The sequence below is a fragment of the Rhodopseudomonas palustris HaA2 genome (assembly GCF_000013365.1).
Lineage (GTDB): Bacteria > Pseudomonadota > Alphaproteobacteria > Rhizobiales > Xanthobacteraceae > Rhodopseudomonas > Rhodopseudomonas palustris_J.
The window spans coordinates 2,069,046-2,095,798 of sequence record NC_007778.1 but is presented as its reverse complement, the minus strand read 5'-3'; the positions used below and the strand labels follow the sequence as shown (position 1 = coordinate 2,095,798).

Annotated in this window: 23 protein-coding genes; 3 read left to right on the top strand and 20 right to left on the bottom strand. The window is 65.3% G+C overall.

Annotated elements, in window-relative coordinates; all coding sequences use genetic code 11:
- Nucleotides 1-378: 378 nt before the first annotated feature.
- From RPB_RS09220 to RPB_RS09185, 8 genes are all read right to left on the bottom strand, one after another.
- Entirely contained in the window at nt 379-1,374 is a 996-nt protein-coding gene (locus RPB_RS09220) for a TorF family putative porin (RefSeq protein WP_011440727.1), read from the bottom strand.
- Nucleotides 1,375-1,799: 425 nt separating this feature from the next.
- The gene (locus RPB_RS09215; RefSeq protein WP_198135166.1) at nt 1,800-2,627 is read right to left on the bottom strand and encodes a hypothetical protein; all 828 of its coding nucleotides are present in this window, start codon (nt 2,625-2,627) and stop codon (nt 1,800-1,802) included.
- 230 nt (nt 2,628-2,857) lie between these two features.
- On the bottom strand, nt 2,858-4,171 hold the full coding sequence (glcF, locus tag RPB_RS09210) for a glycolate oxidase subunit GlcF (protein WP_011440725.1): 1,314 nt from the start codon (nt 4,169-4,171) through the stop codon (nt 2,858-2,860).
- Entirely contained in the window at nt 4,168-5,409 is a 1,242-nt protein-coding gene (locus tag RPB_RS09205; RefSeq protein ID WP_041798647.1) for an FAD-binding protein, read from the bottom strand. The genes glcF and RPB_RS09205 overlap by 4 nt, the downstream gene beginning before the upstream one ends.
- Before the next feature lie 165 nt (nt 5,410-5,574).
- Entirely contained in the window at nt 5,575-7,068 is a 1,494-nt protein-coding gene (locus RPB_RS09200; protein WP_011440723.1) for an FAD-linked oxidase C-terminal domain-containing protein, read from the bottom strand.
- 146 nt (nt 7,069-7,214) lie between these two features.
- Entirely contained in the window at nt 7,215-7,889 is a 675-nt protein-coding gene (locus tag RPB_RS09195) for a TetR/AcrR family transcriptional regulator (protein ID WP_041798131.1), read from the bottom strand.
- 193 nt (nt 7,890-8,082) lie between these two features.
- Nucleotides 8,083-8,400 carry an AzlD family protein gene (locus RPB_RS09190; RefSeq protein ID WP_011440721.1) on the bottom strand — a complete coding sequence of 106 codons (318 nt, stop codon included), beginning with the start codon at nt 8,398-8,400 and terminating at the stop codon, nt 8,083-8,085.
- Nucleotides 8,397-9,137, bottom strand: coding sequence for an AzlC family ABC transporter permease (locus RPB_RS09185; RefSeq protein ID WP_011440720.1), 741 nt, complete (start codon nt 9,135-9,137; stop codon nt 8,397-8,399). Before RPB_RS09185 ends, RPB_RS09190 begins: the two co-directional genes overlap by 4 nt.
- Before the next feature lie 232 nt (nt 9,138-9,369).
- On the opposite strand from RPB_RS09185, the gene RPB_RS09180 reads away from it, so the two are divergent.
- From RPB_RS09180 to RPB_RS09170, 3 genes are read left to right on the top strand one after another with little or no spacing between them, the layout of a single operon-like run.
- On the top strand, nt 9,370-10,107 hold the full coding sequence (locus tag RPB_RS09180) for a hypothetical protein (protein WP_245258332.1): 738 nt from the start codon (nt 9,370-9,372) through the stop codon (nt 10,105-10,107).
- On the top strand, nt 10,104-11,006 hold the full coding sequence (locus RPB_RS09175) for a ParA family protein (RefSeq protein ID WP_011440718.1): 903 nt from the start codon (nt 10,104-10,106) through the stop codon (nt 11,004-11,006). The genes RPB_RS09180 and RPB_RS09175 overlap by 4 nt, the downstream gene beginning before the upstream one ends.
- A complete protein-coding gene (locus RPB_RS09170; RefSeq protein WP_011440717.1) occupies nt 10,990-11,451 on the top strand; it encodes a hypothetical protein in 462 nt (153 codons plus the stop codon). Before RPB_RS09175 ends, RPB_RS09170 begins: the two co-directional genes overlap by 17 nt.
- Nucleotides 11,452-11,509: 58 nt before the next feature.
- Here RPB_RS09170 and RPB_RS09165 read toward each other — a convergent pair whose 3' ends face one another.
- The 12 genes from RPB_RS09165 to tolQ form a co-directional block, all read right to left on the bottom strand.
- Complete coding sequence (locus RPB_RS09165; RefSeq protein WP_011440716.1) at nt 11,510-12,961, bottom strand: amidase; 1,452 nt, start codon at nt 12,959-12,961, stop codon at nt 11,510-11,512.
- 70 nt (nt 12,962-13,031) lie between these two features.
- Nucleotides 13,032-14,051 carry a helix-turn-helix transcriptional regulator gene (locus RPB_RS09160; RefSeq protein ID WP_011440715.1) on the bottom strand — a complete coding sequence of 340 codons (1,020 nt, stop codon included), beginning with the start codon at nt 14,049-14,051 and terminating at the stop codon, nt 13,032-13,034.
- Nucleotides 14,052-14,202: 151 nt separating this feature from the next.
- Nucleotides 14,203-16,119 carry an ATP-dependent zinc metalloprotease FtsH gene (gene ftsH, locus RPB_RS09155; protein ID WP_011440714.1) on the bottom strand — a complete coding sequence of 639 codons (1,917 nt, stop codon included), beginning with the start codon at nt 16,117-16,119 and terminating at the stop codon, nt 14,203-14,205.
- Nucleotides 16,120-16,330: 211 nt separating this feature from the next.
- Nucleotides 16,331-17,371, bottom strand: coding sequence for a tRNA lysidine(34) synthetase TilS (gene tilS, locus RPB_RS09150; protein WP_011440713.1), 1,041 nt, complete (start codon nt 17,369-17,371; stop codon nt 16,331-16,333).
- A gap of 51 nt (nt 17,372-17,422) precedes the next feature.
- Entirely contained in the window at nt 17,423-18,388 is a 966-nt protein-coding gene (ybgF, locus tag RPB_RS09145) for a tol-pal system protein YbgF (protein ID WP_011440712.1), read from the bottom strand.
- A gap of 168 nt (nt 18,389-18,556) precedes the next feature.
- A complete protein-coding gene (gene pal, locus RPB_RS09140; RefSeq protein ID WP_011440711.1) occupies nt 18,557-19,054 on the bottom strand; it encodes a peptidoglycan-associated lipoprotein Pal in 498 nt (165 codons plus the stop codon).
- A gap of 558 nt (nt 19,055-19,612) precedes the next feature.
- Nucleotides 19,613-20,353, bottom strand: a complete 741-nt coding sequence (locus tag RPB_RS09135) for an N-acyl amino acid synthase FeeM domain-containing protein (protein ID WP_011440710.1) — start codon at nt 20,351-20,353, stop codon at nt 19,613-19,615.
- Between the two features lie 143 nt (nt 20,354-20,496).
- Nucleotides 20,497-22,830: a putative bifunctional diguanylate cyclase/phosphodiesterase gene (locus tag RPB_RS09130; RefSeq protein WP_011440709.1), complete on the bottom strand. Its 2,334-nt coding sequence runs from the start codon at nt 22,828-22,830 to the stop codon at nt 20,497-20,499.
- 186 nt (nt 22,831-23,016) lie between these two features.
- The gene (tolB, locus tag RPB_RS09125; RefSeq protein ID WP_011440708.1) at nt 23,017-24,366 is read right to left on the bottom strand and encodes a Tol-Pal system beta propeller repeat protein TolB; all 1,350 of its coding nucleotides are present in this window, start codon (nt 24,364-24,366) and stop codon (nt 23,017-23,019) included.
- 56 nt (nt 24,367-24,422) lie between these two features.
- Nucleotides 24,423-25,403: a hypothetical protein gene (locus tag RPB_RS09120; RefSeq protein WP_041798127.1), complete on the bottom strand. Its 981-nt coding sequence runs from the start codon at nt 25,401-25,403 to the stop codon at nt 24,423-24,425.
- 56 nt (nt 25,404-25,459) lie between these two features.
- Nucleotides 25,460-25,933, bottom strand: coding sequence for an ExbD/TolR family protein (locus RPB_RS09115; protein ID WP_011440706.1), 474 nt, complete (start codon nt 25,931-25,933; stop codon nt 25,460-25,462).
- Between the two features lie 36 nt (nt 25,934-25,969).
- Entirely contained in the window at nt 25,970-26,683 is a 714-nt protein-coding gene (tolQ, locus tag RPB_RS09110) for a protein TolQ (protein ID WP_011440705.1), read from the bottom strand.
- Nucleotides 26,684-26,753: the final 70 nt, after the last annotated feature.

Below are 26,753 nucleotides of genomic sequence, written 5' to 3'. Positions count from 1 at the left end.
GAGCGCAGCGAGCCTCGAAGGATGGGCCGCACGCACGGCCCACGTCTCCGCATCCTTCGAGGCTCGCCCTGCGGGCGAGCACCTCAGGATGACGGCGCCGAGATGGTCCCAGCGCTCGTCTCATTGTCAGCCGTCATCGTCCGGCTCGACCGGACGACCCAGTATTCCAGAGCATTCGTTGCTGTGCAGTGGGCTCACCACGCACGCTCTGCAATACCGGATCCTCCGCTTTCGCGGAGGATGACGTCGGTGCGGGTTGCGCCTGCAGCGCAAGGAGGCTCGGCGGACGAGAGGCGTGTCGGCAGACAATCGACCCTTCCGCAAAACAAAACGGGCGGCAGATCGCTCTGCCGCCCGTCGTATCCCAGAAGGGATCGCTTACTTGATGTTGCTCATCAGCGTCAGGTCAGCCGACAGCTTGGCGATGAAGGTGGCACCGCACCACTTCGAACCGACGCCCGACGGATTGATCGGGGAGAAGTCGCCGCTCGGAGTGGCGGTGTAGTCGCTGGTGAAGGCGTTGCAGTTCGCCTTGGACAGGTCGGTGTCCGAGTAGCGCAGGTCGAGCGTGAACACCTTGTAGTTGAAGCCGATGCCGACGTTCCAGGTGTTGTAGTCGGCGTACTTGATGCCGAACGGCGAAGCCGGAACGCCGTAGAACGAGTCGGACGTGCCGAACCACTGATGGCCGTATTCACCCGAGATGTACATGCCGACGCCACCGCCGAAATACGTGGCCGGCGCGGTGTACTTGGCGGTCACCGATGCGTAGTTGCCCCAGGCGCCGGTGTTCAAGAAGTTCGGCGAGTAGTATTCGTTGGCGCCGAACGAGAACATCTCGTTCGCGGTCCACATCACCTTGGCGTAGCCCTCGAAGAAGCTCGCGTCCTTCTTCATCACGTTGCCGTTGAAGATCGCGTTGGTCGCGCAGTCGGAGCCCCAGAAGCGGCCGGTGTTGTCCGTGCCGGTGCCGCCGAACTGGCAGGTTCCGCCCGGATACAGATAGCCGAACACACCGAAGTCGAAGGCGAAGGCGCCGAAGGTCGGCCGGATACCGCCGTAGATATCGACTTCAGCAGCGGCGCGGTTCGGGAAAGAGATGCTGGAGAACGAGGTGCCGACGTAGAGCTGCAGGTCCTTGGTGACGTTGTAGCGCGGCTCGAAATAGGCGTTCACCGACGGCTTGTGGTTCGACTGGGTGATGCCGCGGAACACGTAGTCGCTCATGATCGCGCTGCCGAACGCGATGTCCCAGGGGTCGAACGCCACGATCGGCGGAGCCTTGGTGTAGACCTTGGCGGGCAGGTCGGCGGCGGAGGCGGAGGTAACGCCGACAGCGAGCACAGCCGCGACCGACAGAATTGTTTTCTTCATGATGATCCCCATCGATTTGAAACCAGCCCGACCCGAAGTCCAGAGACGCGATATCGACCTGTGAAGTAACTCCCGCACAATCTGCGGCTGAGACGAGGAACCGTGAAGCAAAAAACACATGCACCTGCCGCTTTTTTGAGCAATTACGACCATCCTGCGTTGAGTAGTTCGCGAGTGTTGCAGTTCGACCACTATTTTGGGACTCACTCCGAATACCAGTCGCTGAATCTGGCTCCGCCAGCAACACTTTCGACCAATACGACAGAACCGTGACGAGGCAGGGCGCCCGATCGGATGGCGCGATTCGGCTGCGCTGCGGCCGGACCGACAGGCGCGATCGGCGCGCGACCCTCGCCAAAAGGCGAAGGCCGCGGCGGTTGCCGCGGCCTTCGGATGATCTCGCGCCGCAATCCGGGCGACCGTAGTCACATCGAATCGGGCGTCCGGTGATGGGGATGATCGCGATCGCCTTCGATATCGGCGTCGTCCTCCGCGGAAGGCGGCGGGGATTCGACCGGGACATTCTCCTCGGGGCTGGACTCGGCCGCTGCGGGAAACGGCTCGGCCGGGGCGTCGGCGTCCTCGAAGGACGGCTCCGGAGCCGGCGATCGGGACAGATCCGCTTCCGGCGTTTCAGCCTCGACGGATTCAGGCTCGGAGAATTCGGCCTCGGCGGGGACAGACTCGCCTTCGGAAGATAGCGACGCGGAACTCGGCTCGTCCATCTCGGGTGCAGCAACGGCTGCGGGCTTCGGGGCGCGCGGCTTGCGCGGTTTGACGGGCTTCGGCGGCGGAGCGGCTTCGACAGCAGCAGGCGCTTCGGCGGGCGCGGCCGCATCGACCTGCGCGAGAAGCTCGGCCGGCGGGCTCGCCTTCGGCGTGGCCCGGCGCGGAGAAGCCTTCTTGGGCGACGATCTCCCGGGCGACGGCTTGGCCGACGAAACCTTGGTCGACGCCTTCGGCGCCGCCTTTTTCGGCGCGGCGGCCTTGCCGGCTGTCCTGGCCGGCGTCTTGGCAGCACGCGGCTTGCTGGCAACCGCCTTGTTCGAAGTCTTGGCTTTGGAAGTCTTGGCTTTGGAAGTCTTGGCTTTGGAAGTTTTGGGCTTTGAAGCCTTGGCCTTGGAGGCCTTGGCCTTGGAGGCCTTGGCCTTGGAGGTCTTGGCTGAGGACGTCTTGGCTGAGGACGTCTTGGCGGCCTTCCCGGCCTTCTTGGGAGCCTTCTTGGCGGAAGTCTTCTTCGCGCCGGCCTTCACCGTCTTCTTGGCAGCCGCCTTTGCGGATTTTGTCGAAGCCGACTTGGCGCCCTTCTTGGACGTCTTCGCCGTCACCGGAAGCTTGGCCTTTTTCGACTTGTCGCTCTTTGATTTGGCCTTCTTGTCTGCCTTGTTCTTTTTGGACTTCTTGTCCTTCGCCATCGTCGTCCTCCTGTTGTGCGGATCGCCTGTGGGCAATCACGCTCTCCGCCAGCAGGCCTGCAGCGCAGTCAGGTACTCGCAGGCCGGGGACCGCCTGTCGCCCAATCGAGAAGTTCAATCGTGTGCACCACAGGGACTTCCGTTCCGCTGGCGATCTGCACCATGCAGCCGATGTTCCCAGCGGCGATCATGTCCGGCTTGACGGCAGCGATGTTGGCGACCTTGCGGTCGCGCAATCGGGTCGCGATGTCAGGCTGGAGAATGTTGTACGTGCCCGCCGAACCACAACACAAATGACTCTCCGGGATATCTTTCACCACGAATCCGGTCTTGGAAAGCAATTCTTTGGGCAGCCGCGTGACTTTTTGACCGTGCTGCAGCGAACAGGCGGAGTGATAAGCGACCACGACATCGCGCTGCGGCCGCGGCACCGACAGCTCCAGATCGCCGACATATTCGCTGATATCCTTGGCGAGCGCCGAGACCCTCGCGGCCGATGCGGCGAACGCCGGGTCTTCGCGCAGCATGTAGCCGTAGTCCTTGATCACCGTGCCGCAGCCCGACGTCGTCACCAGAATCGCGTCGAGGCCGCCGCGCTCGATCTCGGCGAGCCACGCCTTGATGTTGGTGCGGGCATATTCGAGCGTGCGGGTATCGCGGCCGAGGTGATGGATCAGGGCACCGCAACAGGCCTCGTCGGCCGCGAGGACGACCTCGATGCCGTGGCGGGTCAGCAGATTGATCGCGGCCCGGTTGATTCGCGGCGCCAGCACCTGCTGGGCGCAGCCGTGCAGCAGCGCGACGCGCCCGCGCTTTGTCCCGATCGCCGGGAACGTGGTTCCGGAGTCCGGTCCGCGCTCCGGCAGATGCTTCGGCGCCAGCGCCAACATCGCCTTGACCCGGCTCAGGAACGTCGGATGGGCGAGATCGTGCGAGCCGGGCAGCAGCCCCGCAATCGGGCGCACGATCCGCGCCGCCCACATGCCGAGCCGGAACATGCCGGGATGCGGCATCATCCACGACAGCGCTTCGCGGATGAGCCGATCCCAGAACGGCCGCGTGTAGTCCTTCTCGATCCGCGCCCTCGCCTGATCGACCAGATGCATGTAGTTCACGCCGGAGGGACACGTGGTCATGCAGGCGAGGCACGACAGGCAGCGGTCGATGTGCTTGACCACGTCCGCGGTCGGCGGCTTGTTGCTCTCCAGCATCTCCTTGATCAGGTAGATTCGACCGCGCGGTGAGTCGAGTTCGTCGCCGAGCAGCACATAGGTCGGGCACGTCGCCGTGCAGAATCCGCAGTGCACGCAGGCCCGCAGGATCTTGTCGGCCTCGGCGATGTCCGGATCGGCGAGCTGGGCGAGGCTGAATTCGGTTTTCATGCTGGCTGTCCTCGCGACAACCGGCCGCGATTGAGAACGTTCCTCGGATCGAAGCTGTTCTTGACCCGCTGCCCGAGCGCGGCGAGGCCGCGCGGTTGCGGATGGAACACGTCGATGCCCGCGCGAACCTCGTCGCTGCCTCGGATCAGCGAGGCGTGGCCGTCGATCGCGGCGACGCGCTGGCGCAGCGCCTTGGCCTGTGCATCTGCCGCCGGCGGCAGCGCGGCCCAGATCAAGCCGCCGCCCCAATCGTAGATCACCTCGCCGCCGCTCTCGCGTTGCAGCGCCTGCCCGAACGCGCCGCCCGACGCCGGCGGACAGACGATCCGCCAAACCGGCCACAACGCACGCGGACCCGACGCCGCGAACGGCTCGACGTCGCGCACAGCGCGCCACAGCGCGGCCGAGGCTTCGTCCTCGATCAACTCGGTCGCGCCAAAACTCTTCAGCGCCTCGCGCAGCGACTGGGCGCGATGACTCGCCGACGAGGTGATGCCCTCCAGCCGCAGCAGCGTCAGCGCCTGATCCGGCTGCGCAAGTTCGGCCAGCGCACCGCCGGTGGTGCGCAGCGCCGAGCCGGGCAGATGCGCCGCGCCGCTGACGTCATAGGGCGAGCCGACCGCCTGCGTCATCGCCTTGTTGGCGGTGACGTCGTCGAGCCCGCGCAGCAGCAGCGTGCGCTCGCTCTCCGGCCGCGGCGTCACCTTCAGCGTCACTTCGGTCATCACCGCCAACGTGCCCCAGGAGCCCGCCAGCAACTTGCAGAGATCGTAGCCGGTGACGTTCTTCACCACCTTGCCGCCGGCCTTGAAGCTCTCGCCGAAACCCGACACTGCATGCGCGCCGAGCAGATGGTCGCGCGCGCCGCCGGACTTGATCCGGCGCGGGCCTGCGAGCCCGGCGGCGATCATGCCGCCGATCGTGCCTTCGGTCTCGACCGTGCCGAGCAGCAGCGATGTGTTCATCGGCTCGAAGGCGAACTGCTGATTCTTGGAGTCGATCAGCGACAGCACGTCGGCGACCGGCGCGCCGGCCTGCACGGTGATGATCAGTTCGTTCGGCTCGTAGGCCGTGACCGCGTTGAGCGCCGACAACTCCAGCACCGCATTGGTCGCCATCGGCTGGCCGACCCGCCGCTTGGTGCCGTGCCCGATGATCTCGAGCGGCTGCTCACCCGCGATCGCGGCGCGCACCGCGTCCTCGACCTCCTGCGCGTCGCGTACTTTCAACGTATCCACGGTCGACATGCGTCCTTCATTGGATTTCAGATAGCCAACGCCACGTCATTGCGAGGAGCGAAGCGACGAAGCAATCCAGCCGGTGCACGACGCTGGATTGCTTCGCTTCGCTCGCAATGACGTTGAAAGGTTGTGCTTCGTCCATCGACCATCAAACTACCAGGTTCAAAACCGCGGAATATCCGGGAATGGCAATTTGCCGCCGTGGACGTGCATGCGGCCGAGCTCGGCACAGCGGTGCAGCGTCGGAAACACCTTGCCGGGATTGAGCAGGCCCTCGGAATCGAACGCGCATTTCAATCGCTGCTGCTGATTGAGATCGATATCGGAGAACATCTCCGGCATCAGGTCGCGTTTCTCGATGCCGACCCCATGCTCGCCGGTCAGCACGCCGCCGACCTCGACGCACAGCCGCAGGATGTCGGCGCCGAACGCCTCCGCCCTGTCCTGCTCGCCGGGCTTGTTGGCGTCGTACAGGATGAGAGGGTGAAGATTGCCGTCACCGGCGTGAAACACATTGGCGACGCGCAGCCCGTATTTTTCCGACATCTGCGTCATCCGCCGCAGCACCAGCGGCAGTTGCGCGCGCGGAATGGTGCCGTCCATGCACAGATAGTCCGGCGAGATCCGGCCGACTGCCGGAAACGCGGCCTTGCGGCCGGACCAGAACAGCAGCCGCTCCTGTTCCGACGTCGAGATCTGGCAGGTGGTCGAGCCGCAGCCGAGCGCGATCGCCTCTACGCGGGTGATCAGTTCGTCGACCTCGACTTGCGGGCCGTCGAGCTCGATGATCAGCAGCGCCTCGACGTCGAGCGGATAGCCGGCGTGGACGAAGGCTTCGGCGGCGTGGATCGCGGGGCGGTCCATCATCTCCATGCCGCCGGGAATGATGCCGGCGCTGATCACGTCGGCGACGCATCGGCCGGCGGCCTCGACGTCGGTGAAGCCGACCATCAGCGCCCGCGCCGTCTCCGGCTTGCGCAGGATGCGGACGGTGACTTCGGTGATGACGCCGAGCAGGCCTTCGGAGCCGGTGATCACGCCCATCAGGTCGTAACCCGCGCATTCGGCGGCCTTGCCGCCGATGCGCAGGATCTCGCCGGTCATCAGCACGATCTCGCAGCCGAGCACGTTGTTGGTGGTCATGCCGTATTTCAGGCAATGCACGCCGCCGGAATTCTCGGCGATGTTGCCGCCGATCGAGCAGGCGATCTGCGACGACGGGTCGGGCGCGTAGTAAAAGCCGGCATGATCGACCGCCTGACTGATCGCCAGATTGGTGACGCCGGGCTCGACCACGACGGCGCGGTTGTCGAAGTCGATCTCGCGGATCCGCTTGAACTTGCCGAGGCCGAGCAGCACGCCGTCGGCGAGCGGCAGCGCGCCGCCGGACAGCGACGTGCCGGAGCCGCGCGGCACCACCTTGATGCCGTTCTTGTGGCAATAGCGCAGTACTTCGGAAACCTGCTTGGTGGTGTCGGGCAGCACGACCACCATCGGCGGCTGCCGATACGCCATCAGCCCGTCGGACTCATAGGGCTTCATTTCGGCGGCGCTGGAGATCACGCCCTCGCCCGGCACGATCTTGCGCAGGCTCGCGACGATCTCGTCGCGGCGCGCCAGCACGGCCTGGTCCGGCTCGGGCATCAGAATCGTCATGCGAGATACTCCTGCGCGGCCCGCTGATTCGTCGAGCGTGGCTGGCGCGTCTGCCGCAACAGCGCAACAGGCCGGGATCGGGGTACGCCCTCAACCCTTACTGAGAGCAATTCCATTCGGCAAACGGATTCGGCCGTCAGAAAGTCTCAGGCGCCGACCAGAATGCGGGACGGCACCACGGCCTGCACCACAAGCCCGCGGGCCCGCGCGTCCATCACGCCGACGGCGCGCAGCGCCAGCAGCGTCACGGTTTGCACCGCATCGCGCAATTTGGCCGGGTCGTCGAGATTGTCGGGGGCCAGCGGCCCGACCAGGGATTCATGCACCGCACCAAGCAACGCGGTCGCTGCGAGCGCCGTGTCCTGCGCGGGCAAATGGCCGGCGCGCACCGCGGCGTCGATCCGCGATTCCATCTCGCCGGCGATATCCCGGCGGCTGGCGAGCCGCGACGCTGAGACGTCGACATCGACCGGCTCGGCGAGAATGCCCCAGGCGAGCTTGCGATGCGACAGCACATGCACCGCGACCGTGGTCACCGCAGCGGCGAGCGCGGAGGACGGGCCCGGCGCAGCATCTGCGGCGCGGCGAATCGCGGCGAGTTCGTCGCGCGACACGTCTGCGATCAGTTCGGAAATCAGGTCGGCCTTGGACGGGAAGTAACGGTACACGGTTCCCGCAGCGACGTTCGCGCGGCTCGCCACGGGGGCAATCTGCACCGCAGCCATGCCACCTTCGACCGCGGTCTCGCGCGCCGCAGCAAGGATGGCGCTGCGGCGTGCAGCCAGCCGCTTTACGACCTGATTGGTCCGCCGATACACCATGATGCACTCGTCTCGGGATCGAGCGTTCCGACTCCGGACGGGATCGGAAAGTGGCCGCTCATCAAGATCTTGGGACATCGGCGTAGCGAAACGCCGTGCCCAAATCAGTGAAAAAAGTGAACACCTATTCAGAGACGAAGGCAAGCCCTTACAGCCTGGCACTTACCGCAATGAAGTGAACAGCAAACTGCAACTAGCCGCCCAACCCGAGCGCCCGCGCTAAAGCCGCTACGGTCATACCGGTGATCACCGCGATGAAGTCGTTGCGGCGGACAATGCTGACCGCCATCGCAGCGGCGAGCGCGAACATCACGATCGGCCCACCATTGACCGCGACCGGCAGCGCGGCCGCGACGATGATCGAACCGGGCAGCGCGTCGAGCATCCGCCGCACCCGCGGCGTGACGTCGACATAGCGCATCAGCCAGAAGCCACCGAGCCGGGAAGCGACCGTGACCGCCGTCATCACGGCGAACGCCATCATCACGTCGCTGCGCAAGACCTCGCTCATGCCGCGCGCTCGGGCCGTGGCGGCGGCTCGTCCATTAGCGCGGCGCTCAGCGCGCCGCAAAGTGCGCCGGCGATGATAAACCAGTAGCCTGGAACCAGCCAATGCACGGTCAGCGCGACCGCGCCGGAGACCGCCCACGGGATCGCGCGGCGCGGTCCCTTCCAGGCCGGCACCAGCATCGCGGCGAAGAACGCCGGCATCGCCAGATCGACGCCGAACTTCCTCGGATCGGACAATTGCTCGGCGAGCAGATAGCCGGGTATCGCGGACAGCAGCCAGACGAAATACAGCACGATGCCCCCGGCGACATAGAACCAGGCATTGGCGCCGCCGTGCTCGCGATAGCGCATCGCGGCGAGCCAGCCGCCGTCGGTGACCAGCAGCATCGCCGGATAGGCCTGCCAAGGCGGCAGCGTGCCGAACCACGGCCGCATCGACGCGGTCATCAGGAAGAAGCGGATGTTGACCGTCGTCGTCAGCAGCGCCAGCGTCGCGATCGTCGACGGCGTCAGCGTCGCCGGCCACGACTGCACGGCGACGAATTGCGACAGCCCGCCATACACCGTGGCCATCATCACTTCGACTTCCGCCAGCGTGAAACCCTTCTGCGCACACAGTGCGCCGAACGCCATGCCGAACGCCAGCGTGCCCGGCAGCATCGGCCCGATCGCGATAATGCCGGGGAAGATCGCATCACGCGACCAATAGGCCGGGGCCTTGGGGATGTGAGTGGTCATGGCAGGGTCCGGATTACGGACCCTGCGTGCAAGTTGCGCGCGGTTACGTCAAGCAAGTGAAAACTCCGCATTCTCTTCTCTTCGTCTCGCATTTGGGAGCCCCACGTCGCGATTTACAGCCCTTGCGTGCGCGCGCTAAGGTTGTGGTCGGACGGGGGATGGAATGCGAGCGTCATCGGTCGGGGCGGTTTCAGAGTTGCTCAAGACGTTACTGCCGAAAGATGGAACTCCGGTGCTGAACCGGGTGTTGCGGGTGATGTTGGCTCGCGAACTCGGCCGATCGATCGACGATGAAATCTACGAGCAGGCGCGCGACCAACTGTTCGCGGCCGGGCAGATCGGGCGGGTTCGCGGCCAAGGCGGACAGATATTTCTCGCCAAGAGCGAACTCGGTCGCCCCCAGGAAAAGCCCGACACCCGTTCCGCCCGCACCGAGGCCGAGTTGATGGCGCCGCTCGGGCGCTATCTTAGGGGAGCGTTCGTGCGGGAACTCGACATCCCCGACCATGGCGCATCACTGATCAAGGATACGTCTCGACTCGGCCCGCCGCTGGCGCGCTGGGCCCGCCCGGATTTCATCCTGGTGACGGCGATGCGTTTCCGGTTCATGCCGGGCGCGCAGCTCGATGTCTATTCGTTCGAATTGAAGGCCGAGCACGGCGCCACCGATCTGGCGGTCTACGAGGCCCTCGCGCAAACCCGCTTTACCCATTTCGGTTATCTGGTCTGGCACTTGCCTGAGACATCGAAGGCCGAAGCCAGGCTGCCGGAGATCACCGCGCAATGCAGCCAGCATGGCGTTGGCCTGATCCGCATCCACGACCCGGACAGCGACGAGGCATTTGAGACGCTGCTCGATCCGGTGCGCAAAGCGACGCCTCCAGCAGAAGTCGACGGCTTCCTGGAGCAACGGCTCGATGAGCACGAACGCATGACCTTGCTGAGAGCGCTCGACGGAGATCGGCCATGAGCGCGAAAATCATCGCGGTCGCCAACATGAAGGGCGGCGTGGGGAAAACCACGACGGTGGTATCGCTCGGTGAAGCGCTGGCGGCGAGCGGTCATCGCGTGCTGGTCATCGACCTCGATGCTCAGGCGAATGCATCGATTTGCATCGCGGGCGACTCGATGCTCGCGACGCTGATGTCGCGCGGCGCAACGATCGAGGGATTTCTCGCCGACAACCTGCTCGGCAAACAGTCGATGGCTTTCACGGATGCGATCCGCAACAACATCAGCAACGTTACCCATCTAGGTGAGCAGCTGAACATCTCGCTGCTGCCTTCAAGCCCTGAGTTGCGCAATTTCGAGCAACGGATCATCTACGAACTTACCGGCAAAAAATGGAGCTGGGAGCAGATTGTCGATGGCCTGTTCGCCGTGATGAAGAGACAACTCGACCGAACGCGGAAGGATTTCGATTACATCCTGATCGATTGCGCGCCAGGAATTTCGGTGCTGACCGAAGTGAGCATTCGGTTGGCCGATTTAGTGATGGTGCCTACGATCGCCGACTTCCTATCGACGTTCGGCCTGCAGAACTTTTGTATCACGCTGTCGGATCGCGGACTTTCGTCCGGCGCCAAGAAAGCGGCGAAGTACAAGCAGCCTCATGTGCTGATCACGCGGCGCCGCAAGGTCAAAGTCCACGACGAAACCGCGAATAAACTTCGCAACGAGGAGACCGCGGCGAAACCCGCGTTCCGGATGTTCGAGACCGAGATTCCAGAGGCGGTGGCGGTTTCTGAAGCGCTCGGCAAGATCACGCAGTTCCCGAGTTTTTCGCAGAAATGGGGTCAGGTCGTTACCCCGCTTCTCGCCGATCTCGTCAAAGAAGTAGAAGAGGTGCTGCATGGCCATCGCCGCTGACGGCTTCCAGGTTCTCAAGCGCATCGGCAAGAATGCCGAGATCTTCCGGCCGATTCGCGCCGAGGTCGACAAGGTCGCGCTGAGCCTCGTAATCAAGGCGCTCAAGACAAAGTCGCTCGATGTGACGGCGTTGCGCGACATTTCCGGATCGCTCGGCGAGGATTTCTCGCTGATCGTCGAGGGACTGAAAGACGCCGACGTCAAGTCGATCGTCACCAAGCTCGACAAGCACCATCCGGACGCGAAATCCGGGACTGCGGCTTGGCGGCGTCAGCATCTGGCGGCGCTCGCCGATGGGTCCGCCGAGCCGTCTTCGCCTCCGGCGAAGCCTGCCAAGAAGGCCAAAGCCGCCAAGGCTTCTTCGAAGACCAAGAAAGCCGAGCCGGAGCGTCTGTCGAGCGAAGTGATGGATCTGTTCCGCGCGGGCGGCAAATCGAAATCGTGACCCACACGCGATGCGAAGGCCGGGACCTTTCGGCCCCGGTCCAACCGACCTAGTCGCGTCACACCGCTCCAACGTAAACGCCGGGCCGTCGCTGCTTCCAGGGCATTGATTGCTCGAGCTGCGCCGCGAGCCGGATCAGCAGGTCCTCAGCGCCGAAACGCGCGACGAACTGCATGCCGAGCGGACGCCCTTCGCGATCGGAACAGAGTGGCAGGCTGATCGCGGGCTGGCCAGTCATGTTGTAGAGCGCGGTGAACGGCGCGTGGCGGAACAGACGATCGTACCAGCCCTGTGCGCCCAGCGAGGCGTCGTCGCCATTGGCGAAGCCGAGCGGGAGCGCCGCAGCCGCCATCGTCGGCGTCAGCAGGACGTCGTATTGGCGGAAGAACGGAGCGACGCTGCGGCACACCATGTTGGTGAAGGCGTCGGCGATTTCGCCGTCGACCAACGTCAGAGCGAGGCCGCGCTCGTAGCAAGCCAGCGTCGTCGCTTCGAGCAGCTCCGACGACGGCGTCCGGCCGTTGAACTGACCCACGCCAAGGATGCCAGCGGCAAGGAAGCCGCACCAATAGGTCAGGTTGGCGGTGTGGAACTGCGCCTCGTCGAACACCGGCGAAGCTTCTTCGACGTGATGGCCGAGCTGCTCGAGATGCTTGGCCACCTGAAGCAACGCGTCGCGCATCTCCGGGTCGATCTTGGCCTGCATCACGCCGGCGAGCGAGAAGGCGATCCGCAGCCGGCCCGGCTCGACGCCGACCTCCTGCAGATAGGGACGCGCCGGCGGCGGAATTTCGAACGGATCGCCGACGCCGGGCCCCTGCACCGCATCGAGCAGCGCGGCGCAATCGCGCACCGTGCGGGTGACCACATGCTCGATGCCCATGCCTTTCAGCGGTTGGCCGAATTCGGGCCCGGTGGGCGTCCGGCCGCGCGTCGGCTTGAGGCCGACCACGCCGCAACAGGCTGCCGGGATACGGATCGACCCGCCGCCGTCATTGGCATGCGCCACTGGGACGAGACCGGCGGCCACTGCTGCGGCCGATCCTCCGCTGGAGCCTCCGGCCGAGCGGGTCAGGTCCCACGGATTGCGGGTCGGGCCATACAGCACCGGCTCAGTCGAAATGCTGAAGCCCATCTCGGGCGTGTTGGTGCGGCCGAGCGTCATCAGCCCGGCGGCCTTGAAGCGCCGCATCAGTTCGGTGTCGTGCGGGGAGACGAAACTGCCGTGCACGAAGCGGCTCCCCATATCGCAGGCGACGCCTTCGGCGTGCATCACCAGATCCTTGATCAGGAACGGAACGCCGTGAAAAGAAGCGGCCTCGGTTTCGGCAGCCGGCGCATGCAACGCTGCGGGCACCTCGCCGATGACGGCATTGATGGTGGGATTGAGCGCCGCGATCGCCCGCTGCGCCGTGGCGGCCAATTCGGCGGCGCTGACGTCGCCGCTGCGAACCAGCGCGGCGAGCCCGAGGCCGTCCTGCGCCGCATATTCGTCCAATGTCAGAGCCATTCCCTCGCCTCCGCAAATCGCCGCCGCCTTGGCAGCTTCTTGCGAATGCTAGGCAGAAGGACCCGCGGGACTATCGGTCAGATGTTCCACCCGCCGAGGGCTGCGCCGCGATCTGCCCGGCGAGGCGGGCGAGCGCCGCCTTGTTGGAGACGCCGAGCTTGTCGTAGATGCCGCGCAGATGATGACGCACAGTATAGGGCGAGCACGCCAGGCGGGCGGCGATTTCCTTGTAGGATAGTCCGAGCCCGTAGCACGCCGCGATCTCGGCCTCTCGCGTGGACAGGAGGTCGAGTGGCGTCCGCGGCCGGGCGTGGAACACGATCAGATCACCCTCACGCGAACTGCCGACGCGGAGCCCGCGCCCTTGATACGCAGCCTCGCCTCCGGCACTGGCGAGCACGGCTGGCGGCAATGCGGGCCCGTTCCAGCCCGCCCATTCGCAGCGCATCAGTTCGGCGAAGCTGGCGTCGGCGATATGCAGAATGCCGCGACGATCAGCCAGCGCCAAGCCGGCACCGCGATGCTCGTCGATGCTTCGCAGCCCGTCGAAATGCTGTAGCCAATTGGCGTGCCACGCCGCGGTCAGATGCGGCATCAGCAACTCCTTGAAGTCGCGCTCGGCCTCGCCGAAGCCAGGCGCCGTCACCCGCCGATACAGCGACAGAAAAGTAGCGACGCCGAGCCGGCGATCAAAGATGACCGTCGAGAGAATGCTGCCGATATCGTACCGCTCCGACATCTGCGCCAAACCGCGGGTGCGGCCGAGATCATCCCGCGAAAATCGCCCTGTCGCGCCTGGCCTCGCCGCGACCGTGCGCGCCACGTCGTCGTCCAGCGCAACCTTCTCCCAACTCGCAACGAAATGTTCCGGGAGCGCGTAGCGAAACGAACTGTGCAGGGCAAAACCGCCACCGGGCTGGGCCTGCGCCATGCCCCACCATGCAGAATGGAAAGGAAGGTCTTCGGCCACGCGCTGCAAAGCGGCCTGCTGAAACCGGCCGACTTCGGTGCCGCGCGAGAGCGCATAGATGTTCAGCAATGCCGACCCCAGCAGCGGGGCCAAGCTCGGGTCACAACGATCGCGGGGCATGGCGGTCTCCGGAGCGCGGCCAGAAATCCTCGCACAAGCTCAGGCAAAATTCAGGCCGCCAGGCGATCGATGCTTCCGGCGCAGACCTGTCCACACACGACAAAACGCGGCGTCTCCGCCGCGTTTTGCAGTTTCTCGGATCGGCCGGCGGTTACGCCTGGGGCTGCGGCTCCAGGCCAGTATCGGGACGCGGCCGCGGCTTGCCGGCCGGCGGGACAGCCGAGGTGCGCGGGCCCGAGGGCTCCAGCACCGACTCGCGGTTCGGCTTCTTGCCGTTCATGAGATCGGTGATCTCGTCGCCGGTCAGCGTCTCGAACTCGAGCAGACCCTTGGCGAGGGCTTCGAGGTCCGCGCGCTTCTCGGTGAGAATACGCTCGGCTTCCTTGTAGCCCTCTTCGACCAACCGCTTGATCTCGGCGTCGATCTTCTGAACCGTCGCTTCCGACGCGTTCTGGGTGCGCGACACCGACATGCCGAGGAATACTTCGTCCTGGTTCTCGCCATACGACACGGTGCCGAGCTCTTCCGACAGACCCCAGCGCGTGACCATCATGCGGGCCAATCGGGTCGCCTGCTCGATGTCGGACGAAGCGCCCGACGTCACCTTCTGGCGGCCGAAGATCATTTCTTCGGCGACGCGGCCGCCCATCATGATGGCGAGGCGCGAGGTCATCTGCTCCAGCGACATCGACAGCTTGTCGCGCTCGGGAAGCTGCATCACCATGCCGAGCGCGCGGCCGCGCGGGATGATGGTGGCCTTGTGGATCGGGTCGGTGGCCGGAACATTGAGGCCGACGATCGCGTGGCCGCCCTCGTGATAGGCGGTGAGAAGCTTCTCCTCCTCCGTCATCACCAGCGACTTGCGCTCGGCGCCCATCATCACCTTGTCCTTGGCGTCTTCGAATTCGGCCTGGGTGACCATGCGCTTGTTACGCCGGGCCGCCATCAGCGCCGCTTCGTTGACGAGGTTCATCAGGTCGGCGCCGGAGAATCCCGGCGTGCCGCGCGCGATGGTCTTGAGGTTGATATCCGGCGCCAGCGGCACCTTGCGGACATGCACCTTGAGGATCTGCTCGCGGCCGACGACGTCCGGGTTCGGCACCACGACCTGACGGTCGAAACGGCCGGGACGCAGCAGCGCGGGATCGAGCACGTCGGGCCGGTTGGTGGCCGCGATCAGGATCACGCCCTCATTGGCCTCGAACCCGTCCATCTCGACCAGCAACTGGTTGAGGGTCTGCTCGCGCTCGTCATTGCCGCCGCCGAGACCGGCGCCACGATGACGACCGACCGCGTCGATTTCGTCGATGAAGATGATGCAGGGGGCATTCTTCTTGGCCTGCTCGAACATGTCGCGCACCCGAGAGGCGCCGACGCCGACGAACATTTCGACGAAGTCCGAACCGGAGATGGTGAAGAACGGCACGTTGGCTTCGCCGGCGACCGCACGCGCGATCAGCGTCTTACCCGTGCCAGGCGGACCGACCAGCAGCACGCCGCGCGGAATCCGTCCGCCGAGCCGCTGGAACTTGCCCGGGTCGCGCAGGAACTCGACGATCTCCTGCAGGTCCTGCTTGGCCTCGTCGACGCCGGCGACGTCCTCGAAGGTGACGCGGCCGTGCGCCTCGGTCAGCATCTTGGCGCGCGATTTGCCGAAGCCCATCGCCTTGCCGGCGCCGCCCTGCATCTGCCGCGACAGGAAGATCCAGACGCCAATCAGCGCGATGAACGGCAGCCACGACACCAGCAGCGACACGAACCACGGCACATTGTCGCCCGGCGGCTTCGCGGTGATCGCGACCTTACCGTTGTACAGGCGGGTAACGAGCGACGGATCGTTCGGCGCGTAGGTCTGGAAGCTCGAGCCGTTGGTGAAGGTGCCGTGAATTTCCTGGCCCTGGATCACCACGTCGCGAACGTGATTCTGATCGACCTCGCTGAGCAGCTGCGAGAACGAGATGTCCTGCGATGCGGCGCGCTGGCCGGGATTCTGGAAGAGCGTAAACAGCGCCAAAAGCAGCAAGACGATAATGACCCAGAGGGCGAAATTCCGCAGATTGGCGTTCATCGATCTTCCTTATCGGTCGCGCGGATCGCGATCCTTTGGCCCGGGTGCCGCGAGACTGTCCTCGGACCGGCCAATGCACAATCTAGGTGTCACACGGTCGCCTGCCAAGAGAACCGTTCAGGACTATTTAGCGCATTTCGGCGCTCCCGCGGCTCAAATCACAGAGAGTTCGGCCGATGAGACAGCCGCCGGAACGCAAATGCGATCGGGATCAGCCCGTCTTCCGCCGCCGCATCGGCGCTGCGGCAAACTTCAGGCAAACTGGTGTCAAAGTGATGATGGCCCCGGCAAGCGTTTGTTTCAGCTTGATTTGCCCCGGTTTGGCGGCCGGCTTGGCGGCGGCCGATTGAAGCGCGGCGGCCAATGCCTCGACCTTGCCGAGTTCAGGCCGGCCTTCCCGGCCGACGCGGCCGATCGCACGTAGCAACAACCGAATCCGGATTTCCGCGTTTAACGCGTAGAATACCGAGGCATCGAAGCTCTGTGGCGGATGGCCCGCGCTGCGCACCGCCAGAAATCGCTCCGCGCCATCGACCAGCAGCTCCAGCGCGGCTTCGGCGCGGGCGGCGCGGGCGGCGAGCCGCGCCAAATTGCGCGAATCGCATCCCTCGGCGGCCAGCAGCGGCATCAATTCGCGCAGACGGGGGCGGGTGAACCGGGGATCGGCATTGCTCGGGTCGACCGCGAATCCGATCTTCGCCCTGTCGAGCGTCGCCACCAGGCGCTGTTTCGACACGTCGAGCAACGGACGGACCAGCACGGCGCCGTCGCGTGCCGTCTCGCGCGGCATCGCGGCCAGGCCGGCGATGCCGCTGCCGCGGGACAGCCGCATCAGCACGGTCTCGGCCTGATCGTCGCGGGTGTGCGCGGTCATGATATGCGCCGCGCCGACCGCTTTCGCCGCCTTGGCCAGCAGCCGATAGCGCGCCGCGCGCGCCGCCGCCGGCAGGCCCGTCGCGGGCTTGTCGCCGGTCCAGCGCAGCGTCCGGTGCGGCAGACCGAGCGTGCGCGCGAACTGCTTGACCGACCGCGCCTCGCGGGCCGCTTCCGGCCGCAGGCCGTGGTCGATGGTGACGACGAACAGCGCGGGCCCGCGCTTGCGCGCCTTGCGCCAGCGCGCGGCGAGCCACATCAGCGCCAGCGAGTCCGGCCCGCCGGAGACCGCGAGCACGATCGCAGGCACCGCCTTCCAATCGGCGAACAGGCTCGAAGCCTCGCGCGCCGAAATCGGCGCTTCGTCAGTCCCGGACATCGGCAGCGCAAGCCTCGAATCGAGCCCGGCGCGGCCGGGGCTCTCGTCAGCCTAGCACTTAAGCTTCTTCTGCTCGGTGTCGACCGCCTTCTTCACGCCGGCCGATGCCTTCGGATATTTGCGGCCGATCTCGCCCAGCGCGGCGCAGGCGGCTTCCTTTTCCTTCAGCGCCGACAGCGACTGGCCGAGCCGCAGCAGCGCATCGGGCGCCTTCGCCGACTTGTCGTATTTGCTGGTGACCGCGAGGAAGGCTTCCGCCGCGTCGCGATACATCTGGCGCTGGAAGAAGCTCTCGCCGAGCCAGTATTGCGAGTCCGGCGTCAGGGCGTCGTTGGGATATTTGCTGGCGAAGTTGCGCATCGTCTCCTCGGCGAGCGCGTAGTCGCGGCGCTGCATGTAGCCGATGCCGAGATCGAACTCGTCGCGCGGGCTGGCCGATGGCGGCAGCGTCGTCAGCCCGCCCCCGGCCGCAGCGCTCGGCGCCGGTTGCGGCGGCGCGCCGGCGTCGGGATAGCGACCGCCCGAATTGTTCGACAGGTCGAGCGGCGCGCCCGCCACCCCGCTTTGCTCGGCCGGGACCGGCAATTGTCCGCCGCCGAGCGCCCGCGGCACGCCGGGCGCGTTCGGGTTCTGGCTCGGATCGAACGCATCGCCCCGGCGGCGGCCGGTCGCCGGCGGCGCCACCGGCTGATCCTGCACGATCGGTGCCTGCGGCGGCTGGCCGTAGACAGAAGGTTGCTGCGCAGCGGCAGCCGGCGGCGGCGCGGCGTTGCCGGGTGCGGCCGGCTGAACCCCTGCACCGCTTTGCAATTGCCGGACCTGATCTTCCAGCCGGCGGTTGCGATACTGCAGCTCCTCGTTCTGCCCGGTCAGCGTGCGCAACCGCTCTTCGAGCTGCTGGATGCGGATTTCGGGATCGACCTCGCCGCCATATTGCTGGGCCAGCGCGGGAGCGGCGAAAGCGAGCATCGCGAACACCGCGAGGCTGCGCGCAGAAAGGGCATGAATGGGTGACATCGGGGCCCGACGGTTGGGGATGGCGCGCCAGATTAGTAGCGCCGGATTGACCGCTGGACTACGCCAAAAATGTGACTGGCGGAACGGCGGACGGTCGCAGGCATCTCGCAATCACAAGCAAAAACGGCGCCCGAAGGCGCCGTTGCATCTGTTCGAACGCGGTCGCGCTCAGGCGCCGGCGTTGAGGACCGTCACCGCGCGGCGGTTCTGCGACCAGCACGAGATGTCGTTGCAGACCGCGACCGGACGTTCCTTGCCGTAGGAAATCGTCCGCATCCGCGACGGGTCGATCCCGCGCGAGGCGAGATAGTTGCGGACCGACTGCGCACGACGCGCGCCCAGCGCGATGTTGTACTCGCGGGTGCCGCGCTCGTCGGCATGGCCCTCGATCGTGAACGAGTACCGGTTGTAGCTCTGCAGCCACTGGGCCTGCTTGTCGAGCGTCGCGATCGCCTGCGGCGACAGATCGGTCTGATCGCTTTCGAAGAACACGCGATCGCCGACATTGACCACGAAATCCTGCTGGCTTCCCGGGCTCGCCGCGCTGGCCATCGCGCCGTCGGCACCGAGACCCGTCTTGTTATTGGCGCAAGCCCCCATCGACAGGGCCACCGCGAGCACCGCGGCCAGCTTCAATCCCTGGAGGATTCGCTTCTGATGTGTCATTCCGGAGCCTCCACGCTCGCGATATTCGGACTGTCATCCGGTCTACAGGGCGATGGTTAAGCGAACGTTCCGTCAACCTTGACGAGACCTTGCCGGCTCCGATCAAAAGCCCCCGATCGGCGAAAAGCAATCGCAATGGTTAATGGGGTGTAAATGTGGCGCGACGGTGAAGGCCGGGCGCGCGGTCCGATGACACTTCGGGGATCGGGTACGCCCGAATGACCATTGGGCGGCCTTCCGCCCCGCCTGGCAATGGCCGCAGCCATCGTCGAGTCGCACCTGCGCAAGCGACGATGCACCGGCCGCCACAGCTCCGAAGCTGCGCGGCGCGGGATCAACGTTCGCAAGACAGGCCGTCTAGAGCACTTCATCGCTTGATTGAAGCAACGCGGCATTCTCGCGTGCGGAGTCGTCATCCTGAGGTGCGAGCGCAGCGAGCCTCGAAGGATGCGGCCAAGGCACCTGCGGCTCATCCTTCGAGGCCGCTGGACCGCGCATGGCGCGGCCCAGCGGGCACCTCAGGATGACGGCGGTGATTCCATCAAAAGCAGAACTGCTCTAGATGTGCTGGTGGTCGATCGTGGCGAAGGGAACCTCGGCGAGCCGGGGCGACGCGGATCGCGCCGTCGTCCGCGTGAACAGCTTGTGTCGTTCGAAGGCCGTCGAGCGCAAGAACGGATAGCGCGCAAACACCTTCATATGCGTGACGGGGAAATCGATCTCCATCAGCCCGATCGGCTTCTTCAGGCCAGGATACACCCGCGGCGGGCAGACCGCGCTCATGAACACGCGGCGATAGAAAGCCTGGTGCTCGGCGCGCACCGAGGCCAGCCCGATGTCGGCACGAAAGTGCTCGCAAGCCACATAGGCCAGCCGCAAGGTCAGATAAGCGAGCTCGGGCACCCGATTGGTGCGATCGGGATCGGAGACGAACCGGGTCGGATCGACGATCACCTTGCCGTCCGAAAGCCAAGGCTCGAGCAGATCGGGAAACACGTCCATCGACGGACAAGCCTGATTGTCCGGCGACGCCACCGTGATTCTGAGCGAGCTGGTCAGCTCCCCCTCGAAGAAGATCCCGAAGATCCAGGAGTTCGGCAGGTTGTCATAGCGATCGGACACGATGCCCTGGGGGTTCGGATCGATCGCGCCCTCTTTCAGATAGGCGCGGTACCGCAGTCGGTAGATCGCGGCGCGCTCGGCGTCCGTCTCGGCCAGCCGATACTCGACCTTGTCGAGCAACTCACGTCGGCGGACGGCAACGCGGCCCTCCTGCTGTCCCTGCCGGGCGGCATCCATGTCGATTCCCCTAACCCAAAACCGTACCTGAAATCGTATTAACGAACGTTAACGGCCCCTTAATGACGAAGCAAAGCATTTGAAACGTTAGGGTTAATCAGACCTGCGAAATCTCCGCGCGGCTCAGGCGATCGATGGTCGGATCAGGCGATGGAGCGGAGCGGAATCGACAGCACCTTGCCGTCCTTCTGACGCTCGCCGTGCGAGGCGGTCAGCAGCTTCCGGACGCGGGCAGCGGGAACCGGGCGGCTGAACAAATAGCCCTGCGCTTCGGTGACGGTGCCGTCGGCACTGATCAGCTCGAGCTGCTCGTTGGTCTCGATGCCCTCGACCACCACGGACATGCCGAGATCGGCGCTCAACCGCGCCACGCCACGCAGCAGCGTGAGCGGCCGGTCGCTGTCGATGCCCTCGAGGAAGGAGCGATCGATCTTGACCTTCTGCAGCGGGAACGTGTGCAGATAGCTCAGGCTCGAATAGCCGGTGCCGAAATCATCGAGCGCGATCCGCACGCCCTCGCCATGCAATTGCGCGAGCGCGTCGTGGGTGAACTGGGTGTTGCGCAGCAGCGAGGACTCGGTGATCTCGATTTCGAGCCGGCTGGCCGGCAGGCCCGACACCTCGAGCGCGTAGCGCACCTCGTTGAGGATATCGCGCTGATGGAATTGCTGCGAGGAGAAGTTGACCGCAACGCTGACCTGCTTCGGCCACATCATACATTCCATGCACGCCTTGCGCAGGATCCAGCGACCGAGATCGACGATCAGGCCCATTTCTTCGGCGACCGGGATGATGTCGACCGGCGACACGGTGCCGCGCACCGGATGATTCCAGCGCAGCAGCGCCTCGCAGGTCGTGATCCGTCCGGTCTTGAGATTGACCAGCGGCTGGTAGTAGAGCTCGAACTCCTCGTTGGCGAGCGCCTTGCGCAGATCGAGTTCGAGAATGCGGCGCGCCTCGACGGTGTGCGCCATCTCCTCGCGGAAAAAGCAGAAGGTGCCGCGGCCGTCGGCCTTGGCGCGATACAGCGCCATGTCGGCGTTTTTCAGCAGGATGTCGGCGCGAATGCCGGGCGAGGTCATCGCGATGCCGATCGAGGCGCCGATCTCGACGACGTGATGCTCGATCAGATAGCGGTCGCTGAGCCGCTCGACGATCCGCCGCGCCAGCACGGCCGCGTCCTCGTCGGAGCGGACGTTCTGCTGGAAAACGACGAACTCGTCGCCGCCGAACCGCGCCACGAAGTCCTCCGGCCGCAGCATGTCGCGCAACCGGTCCGCGACCGCGCACAGCAGCCGGTCGCCCAAGGGATGGCCGAGCGTGTCGTTGACCTGTTTGAACTGATCGAGATCGATGAACAGCAGTGCCGACAGCCGCGTCTTGCCGTGGCCGTGCTCGAGCGAGAGGATCCGTTCGATTTCGTCACGGAACTGCACCCGGTTCGGCAACGTGGTGAGTTCGTCGTAACGCGCCAGATGCACGATGCGCGCTTCGGCGTTGCGGCGTTCGGTGATGTCCTCGACCAGCACCACCGTGCCGCCGCCGGGCATCGGCTGGAATGTCCAGGACAAAGAGCGCGGCGCCGGCTCGTCGCCGACGGTGACGATCTCACCGGCCAGGGAATTGTCGATCTCGGACAGAATCAGGCGGCCGCTCGACGCCGAAATGGCGCCCACCGTCACGCAGGTCGCGACGATCTCGGTCGCGCTCGGGGAGCCTTCGGCCAGCGCACCGCCGAGCTTCATCATTTCAGCGAAGCGATTGTTCATCACCGCCAGCCGCCCGTCGGCGCGAAACATGCACAGGCCGTGCGGCATGTTGTTCAGCGCCGTATCGAACTGGTGTGCCAGCGCCGCCTCCCGCTCCCGACCGATCCAGGCGTCGAGATAGATCCGCTGCAAGCTCGACGTCACCTGCCGGATGGCGATGAAGAACACCGTGCTGAGCAGAGCCAGCGCCAGATAGTAGATGCCACCGACCATGATCAACGCGATGATCAAAGGTCCGCAGCTCAACAGCACCTGGAGATGAAAGATCTTGGGCCGTCCGAAGGTGCGGCCGACGCCCGCCGATGTGTAGGCCACGACGGTGGTGATGCAGAGCATGTGCGCGCCGGTGTCCTGCGTATCCAGCAGGACCACCAACGACCAGATGCCGAGCGAAATGCCGTGCGTGATCGCGCCAAGCCGGTAGCGCTTTTCCCAGACATCGGCATCGTGCTGCGAAAGCGGCGCGTTCCGCTCGCGGTAGCGGCGCATCTGCATCGCGCGCGCGATACCGACCAGGACAAACAGGGGAACGCAGAGCCAATTCCAGACATTGCCGGTGACGAACCCGATCACCGATCCGGCGATCGCGGGCCCGAACGCGCCGACGATCATCGGCGCCGGATTCATGAATAGCGACTCGACCAGCCCGGCGTGGATAGCCGGCGACATCTCAGGATCGGCGTCGTGTTTTTGGCTGGCAAGCTGCATCAGGCGCAAGCGGTCCTTTCAGCCCCGTTATATCCCGAGCAGATGAACTCTTTCTGAGTGAAGATGATTAGCGAGACGTTACGCGACTCCGCGAAACCCCAAAATACTTCGGCTTTTTAGGGCGTTACGATCGCGCTCCCGAACACCGAAACGGCCGGCGTGAAGACGTCAAGAAAACCTTAACGTTTACGACAGCAGCGGCGACCAGGCCGGGTCCGAGGCGTAGCCGGGCGTCGGAACGCGCAGTTCGTTGCGCCCGGAGACGTCGACGGTGAACAGCGACGGGCCGGCATTGCCGCCGGGATCGCGGAAGAACATCAGCACCCGACCGTTGGGGGCGAAGGTCGGCCCTTCGTTGTGGAAGCCCGAGGTCAGGATGCGCTCGCCGGAGCCGTCCGGCTTCATGATGCCGATCGCGAACTGACCGCCGCCCTGCTTGGTGAAGGCGATGTAGTCGCCGCGCGGCGACCACACCGGGGTCGAGTAGCTGCCGTCGCCGAACGAGATGCGCTGCGCCTGCCCGCCGCTGGCCGGCATCACATAGATCTGCGGCTTGCCGCCGCGATCGGACTCGAAGCAGATCCGCGCGGCGTCGGGCGAGTAGGACGGCGAGGTGTCGATCGCCGGCGTGTCGGTCAGCCGCGTCGTCGATTTGGAGCGGAGATCCATCACGAACAGGTTCGAATTGCCGCCCTGCTGCAGGCTCATGATGATGCGCTGGCCGTCCGGCGAGAAGCGCGGCGCAAACGACATGCCGGGGAAATTGCCGACGATCTCGCGCTGCCCGGTCTCGATGTTGAACAGATAGACCTTCGGGTCGCCCTGGCCGAACTCCATATAGGTGATTTCCTGGGTCGACGGCGAGAACCGCGGCGTCAGCACCAGGTCGCTGCCGCGCGTGAGGTAGCGGACATTGGCGCCGTCCTGATCCATCAGCGCCAGCCGCTTGACGCGGCGGTCCGCCGGGCCGCTCTCGTCGATGAACACCACGCGGCTGTCGAAGTAACCCTTCTCGCCGGTCAGCCGCTCGTAGATCTGATCGGAAATGATGTGGGCGATGCGGCGCCAATATTCCGGCGAGGTGAAGTATTGCTGGCCGGCGAGCTGCTGGCCGGTGGCGACGTCCCACAGCCGGAATTCGGCCTTCAGCCGCCCGTCCGACTGCCGCGTCATCCGGCCGGTCACCAGCGCCTGGGCGTTGATGCTGGTCCAGCTCTTGAATTGCGGCGGCACGTCGATGTTGGTGATCTTCTCGACATAGGCGGCCTGGTCGATCGGCGCGAACAGGCCGCTGCGCTTGAGATTGTTGGTGATGACCTGGGCGACGCCGCCGCCGACTTCATTGTCCGACGGCGTGCCGGCGACGAAATTCGGGATCGCGATCGGCAGCGGCGCGACGTTGCCCTCGGTGATCTGCACGCGGGCCTGGCCGAACGCGTCGCGCGCCGGTCCGAGCGCCAGCGCGCCCGCGGCAGTCGCGGCGGAGAGGAGCATTTGTCTACGATTGATGTGGAGCGGCATGTTCGGGCAATCCATCGGTCAGTCGGATGTCGCACGCGGCGGAGCGCCGGCGATCGTCAGCAAGCTTCGCATCAGGTCCGCCGGTCGGTGAACACGGGCGCGAAGTATTTCCATTCCTCGAAGAACGCCGGCGGCAGCTTGTAGGGCTGGCACTCGATGATCGCCCGCAGCGCGCTCTCCTGATACACGCGCAAATAGGGCGTCGCCGGATGGCCCTCGGGCTGCGGCATCGACTCCAGCGTGCCGTCGCGCTTCAGCCGGATCACGAAGGCGGCTTCGGCGCGCTGCGCCTCGATGCCGCCATACGGCTTTTTCCAGCAGCGCTCGACCTGCGACTGGAACATCGCGCCCCAGGTTGCGGCATTGTTCGCCGCGCTGCCCTTCGATAGCCCCAGCGCCGCGTTCGAATTCAGCGCGTCGCCGGCGACCGCCTGCCGCGTCGGATCGCGCTTGTCGAGCAAGGCAGCGATCTTCGACTGGTCGAACACCCGCTCGGCCTTCGGCTTGACCGGCTCCGGTGGCTTGGCGGCGGCCTCGGCCGGCTTCGGCGGCGGTTTTTTCTTCTCTTCCTTCTTCAGCGCTTCGGCGATCGGATCGACCTTGGGCTCCGGCTTCTTCTCGGCTTCCTTGGCTTCTTCCTTCGCCGGCTCCGGCTTCTTCTCGGCCTTCTTCGGCTCTTCTTTCTTCGGCTCTTCCTTGACCACCGGCTTCGGCGGATCGGGCTTTTTCTCGACCGGCTTTTCTTCGGTCTTGGGCTGCGGCGGCGGCGAGGTATCGGTGACCACCGGCGGCTTTTTGTCGTTGATCTTGCCGACGGTGTCCTCGACCGGCTTGGCCTCGGCGACCTTCTCGACCAGCGGCTTGGGGTTTTCCTTCTTGCCGGAGCGCATCCCGGCCATCACCTTGGCGAGCTGATCCTCCGAGATGGTATCGACCGCGACGGAATCCTGCGGCTCGAGCTCGAAGGCCTTCGACGAGAAAGACAGCATGGCCCAGCCGAGCACGAGAACGTGCAACGCCACGGACGCCGCCAATGTCTTGTCGATCTTCAGCTTCAGGATACCTGCTCCATCCTCACCGGCGGCGGATGCCTCGCCTCATCCTCGGGTTACGAGCCCTGCTCCGGCACGATCACGATATTCGCCTTGAAGCCCGCGGTGCGGATCTGGCCCAGCAGCTTCATCATGTCGGTATAGCAGACGTCCTTGTCGCCCCGAAGATAGACCACGTTGTCGGTCTCCGACCGCGTCGTCCGGATCGCCTTGATCTTCGCCTCGATCTCCGCCGGCGCGACCGGGCTGTCGCCGACATAGAGTTCGACCTGCGAATTGCAGCCGCCGCCGGTGCGCTTCACCGACAGCGTCAGCGGCGGCGTGTTCGACTGGATCTGCGCGCCGCCGCGCGCGACCGGCAGGTCGATGTCGATCGACGTGGTGAGCAGCGGCGCCGCGACCATGAAGATGATCAGCAGCACCAGCATCACGTCGACCATCGGCGTGACGTTGATCTCCGCCATCACCGGGCGCTTGCCCCGGCGACGTCTGCCGCCGCCTCCGCCGCCTGCCGCTAGGTTCATCGACATGGTCTGGGACTCACCTTGCGCTCACCTTCATCCGGCTCATGCGCGCTCGTCGATCTGCCGCGACAGGATGGCCGAGAACTCGTCCGCGAAACCCTCCAGCCGCTGGGTCTGGCGGTTCACCTCGGACGTGAACTTGTTATAGAAAATTGTCGCCGGAATTGCGGCGATCAGGCCGATGGCAGTGGCGAACAGCGCCTCGGCGATGCCGGGGGCGACCACCGCCAGGGAGGTGTTCTTGGACGCGGCGATCGACTGGAAGCTCGACATGATGCCCCAGACGGTGCCGAACAGGCCGACGAACGGACCGGCGGAGCCGACCGTCGCCAGCACCAGCAGCCGTCGCTCCAGCCGTTCGACTTCGCGCGCGATCGAGACGTTCATCACCTTCTCGATCCGCATCTGCAGGCCGGCGAAGGAGCGCGAATGGCTTTCGAACGACCGCTTCCACTCGCGCATCGCCGCGACGAAGCAGGCCGCCATCGAATGCGTCGGCTTGGCCGACAGGGTGCGGTACAAATCGTCGATCGACTCGCCGGACCAGAACGCCTGCTCGAAGCGGTCCATCGCGCGCTTGGTGCGGGAATAGAGGATCAGCTTGTCGATCGCGATCGCCCAGACCCAGACCGAGCAGCCGATCAGTCCCAGCATCACCGATTTGACGATCCAGTGGGCCTGCCAGAACAGTCCGATCAGCGACATGTCGGCGGACACCAGCGGCATGGCTGACTGAGTCACGTCGGCCGGGTTCATGTCGATTATCCTCTCACGCAAGGGGTGCGGCGGGAGCCGATCTGGCGCCGGCCCCGGTTCCCCGCAGCCA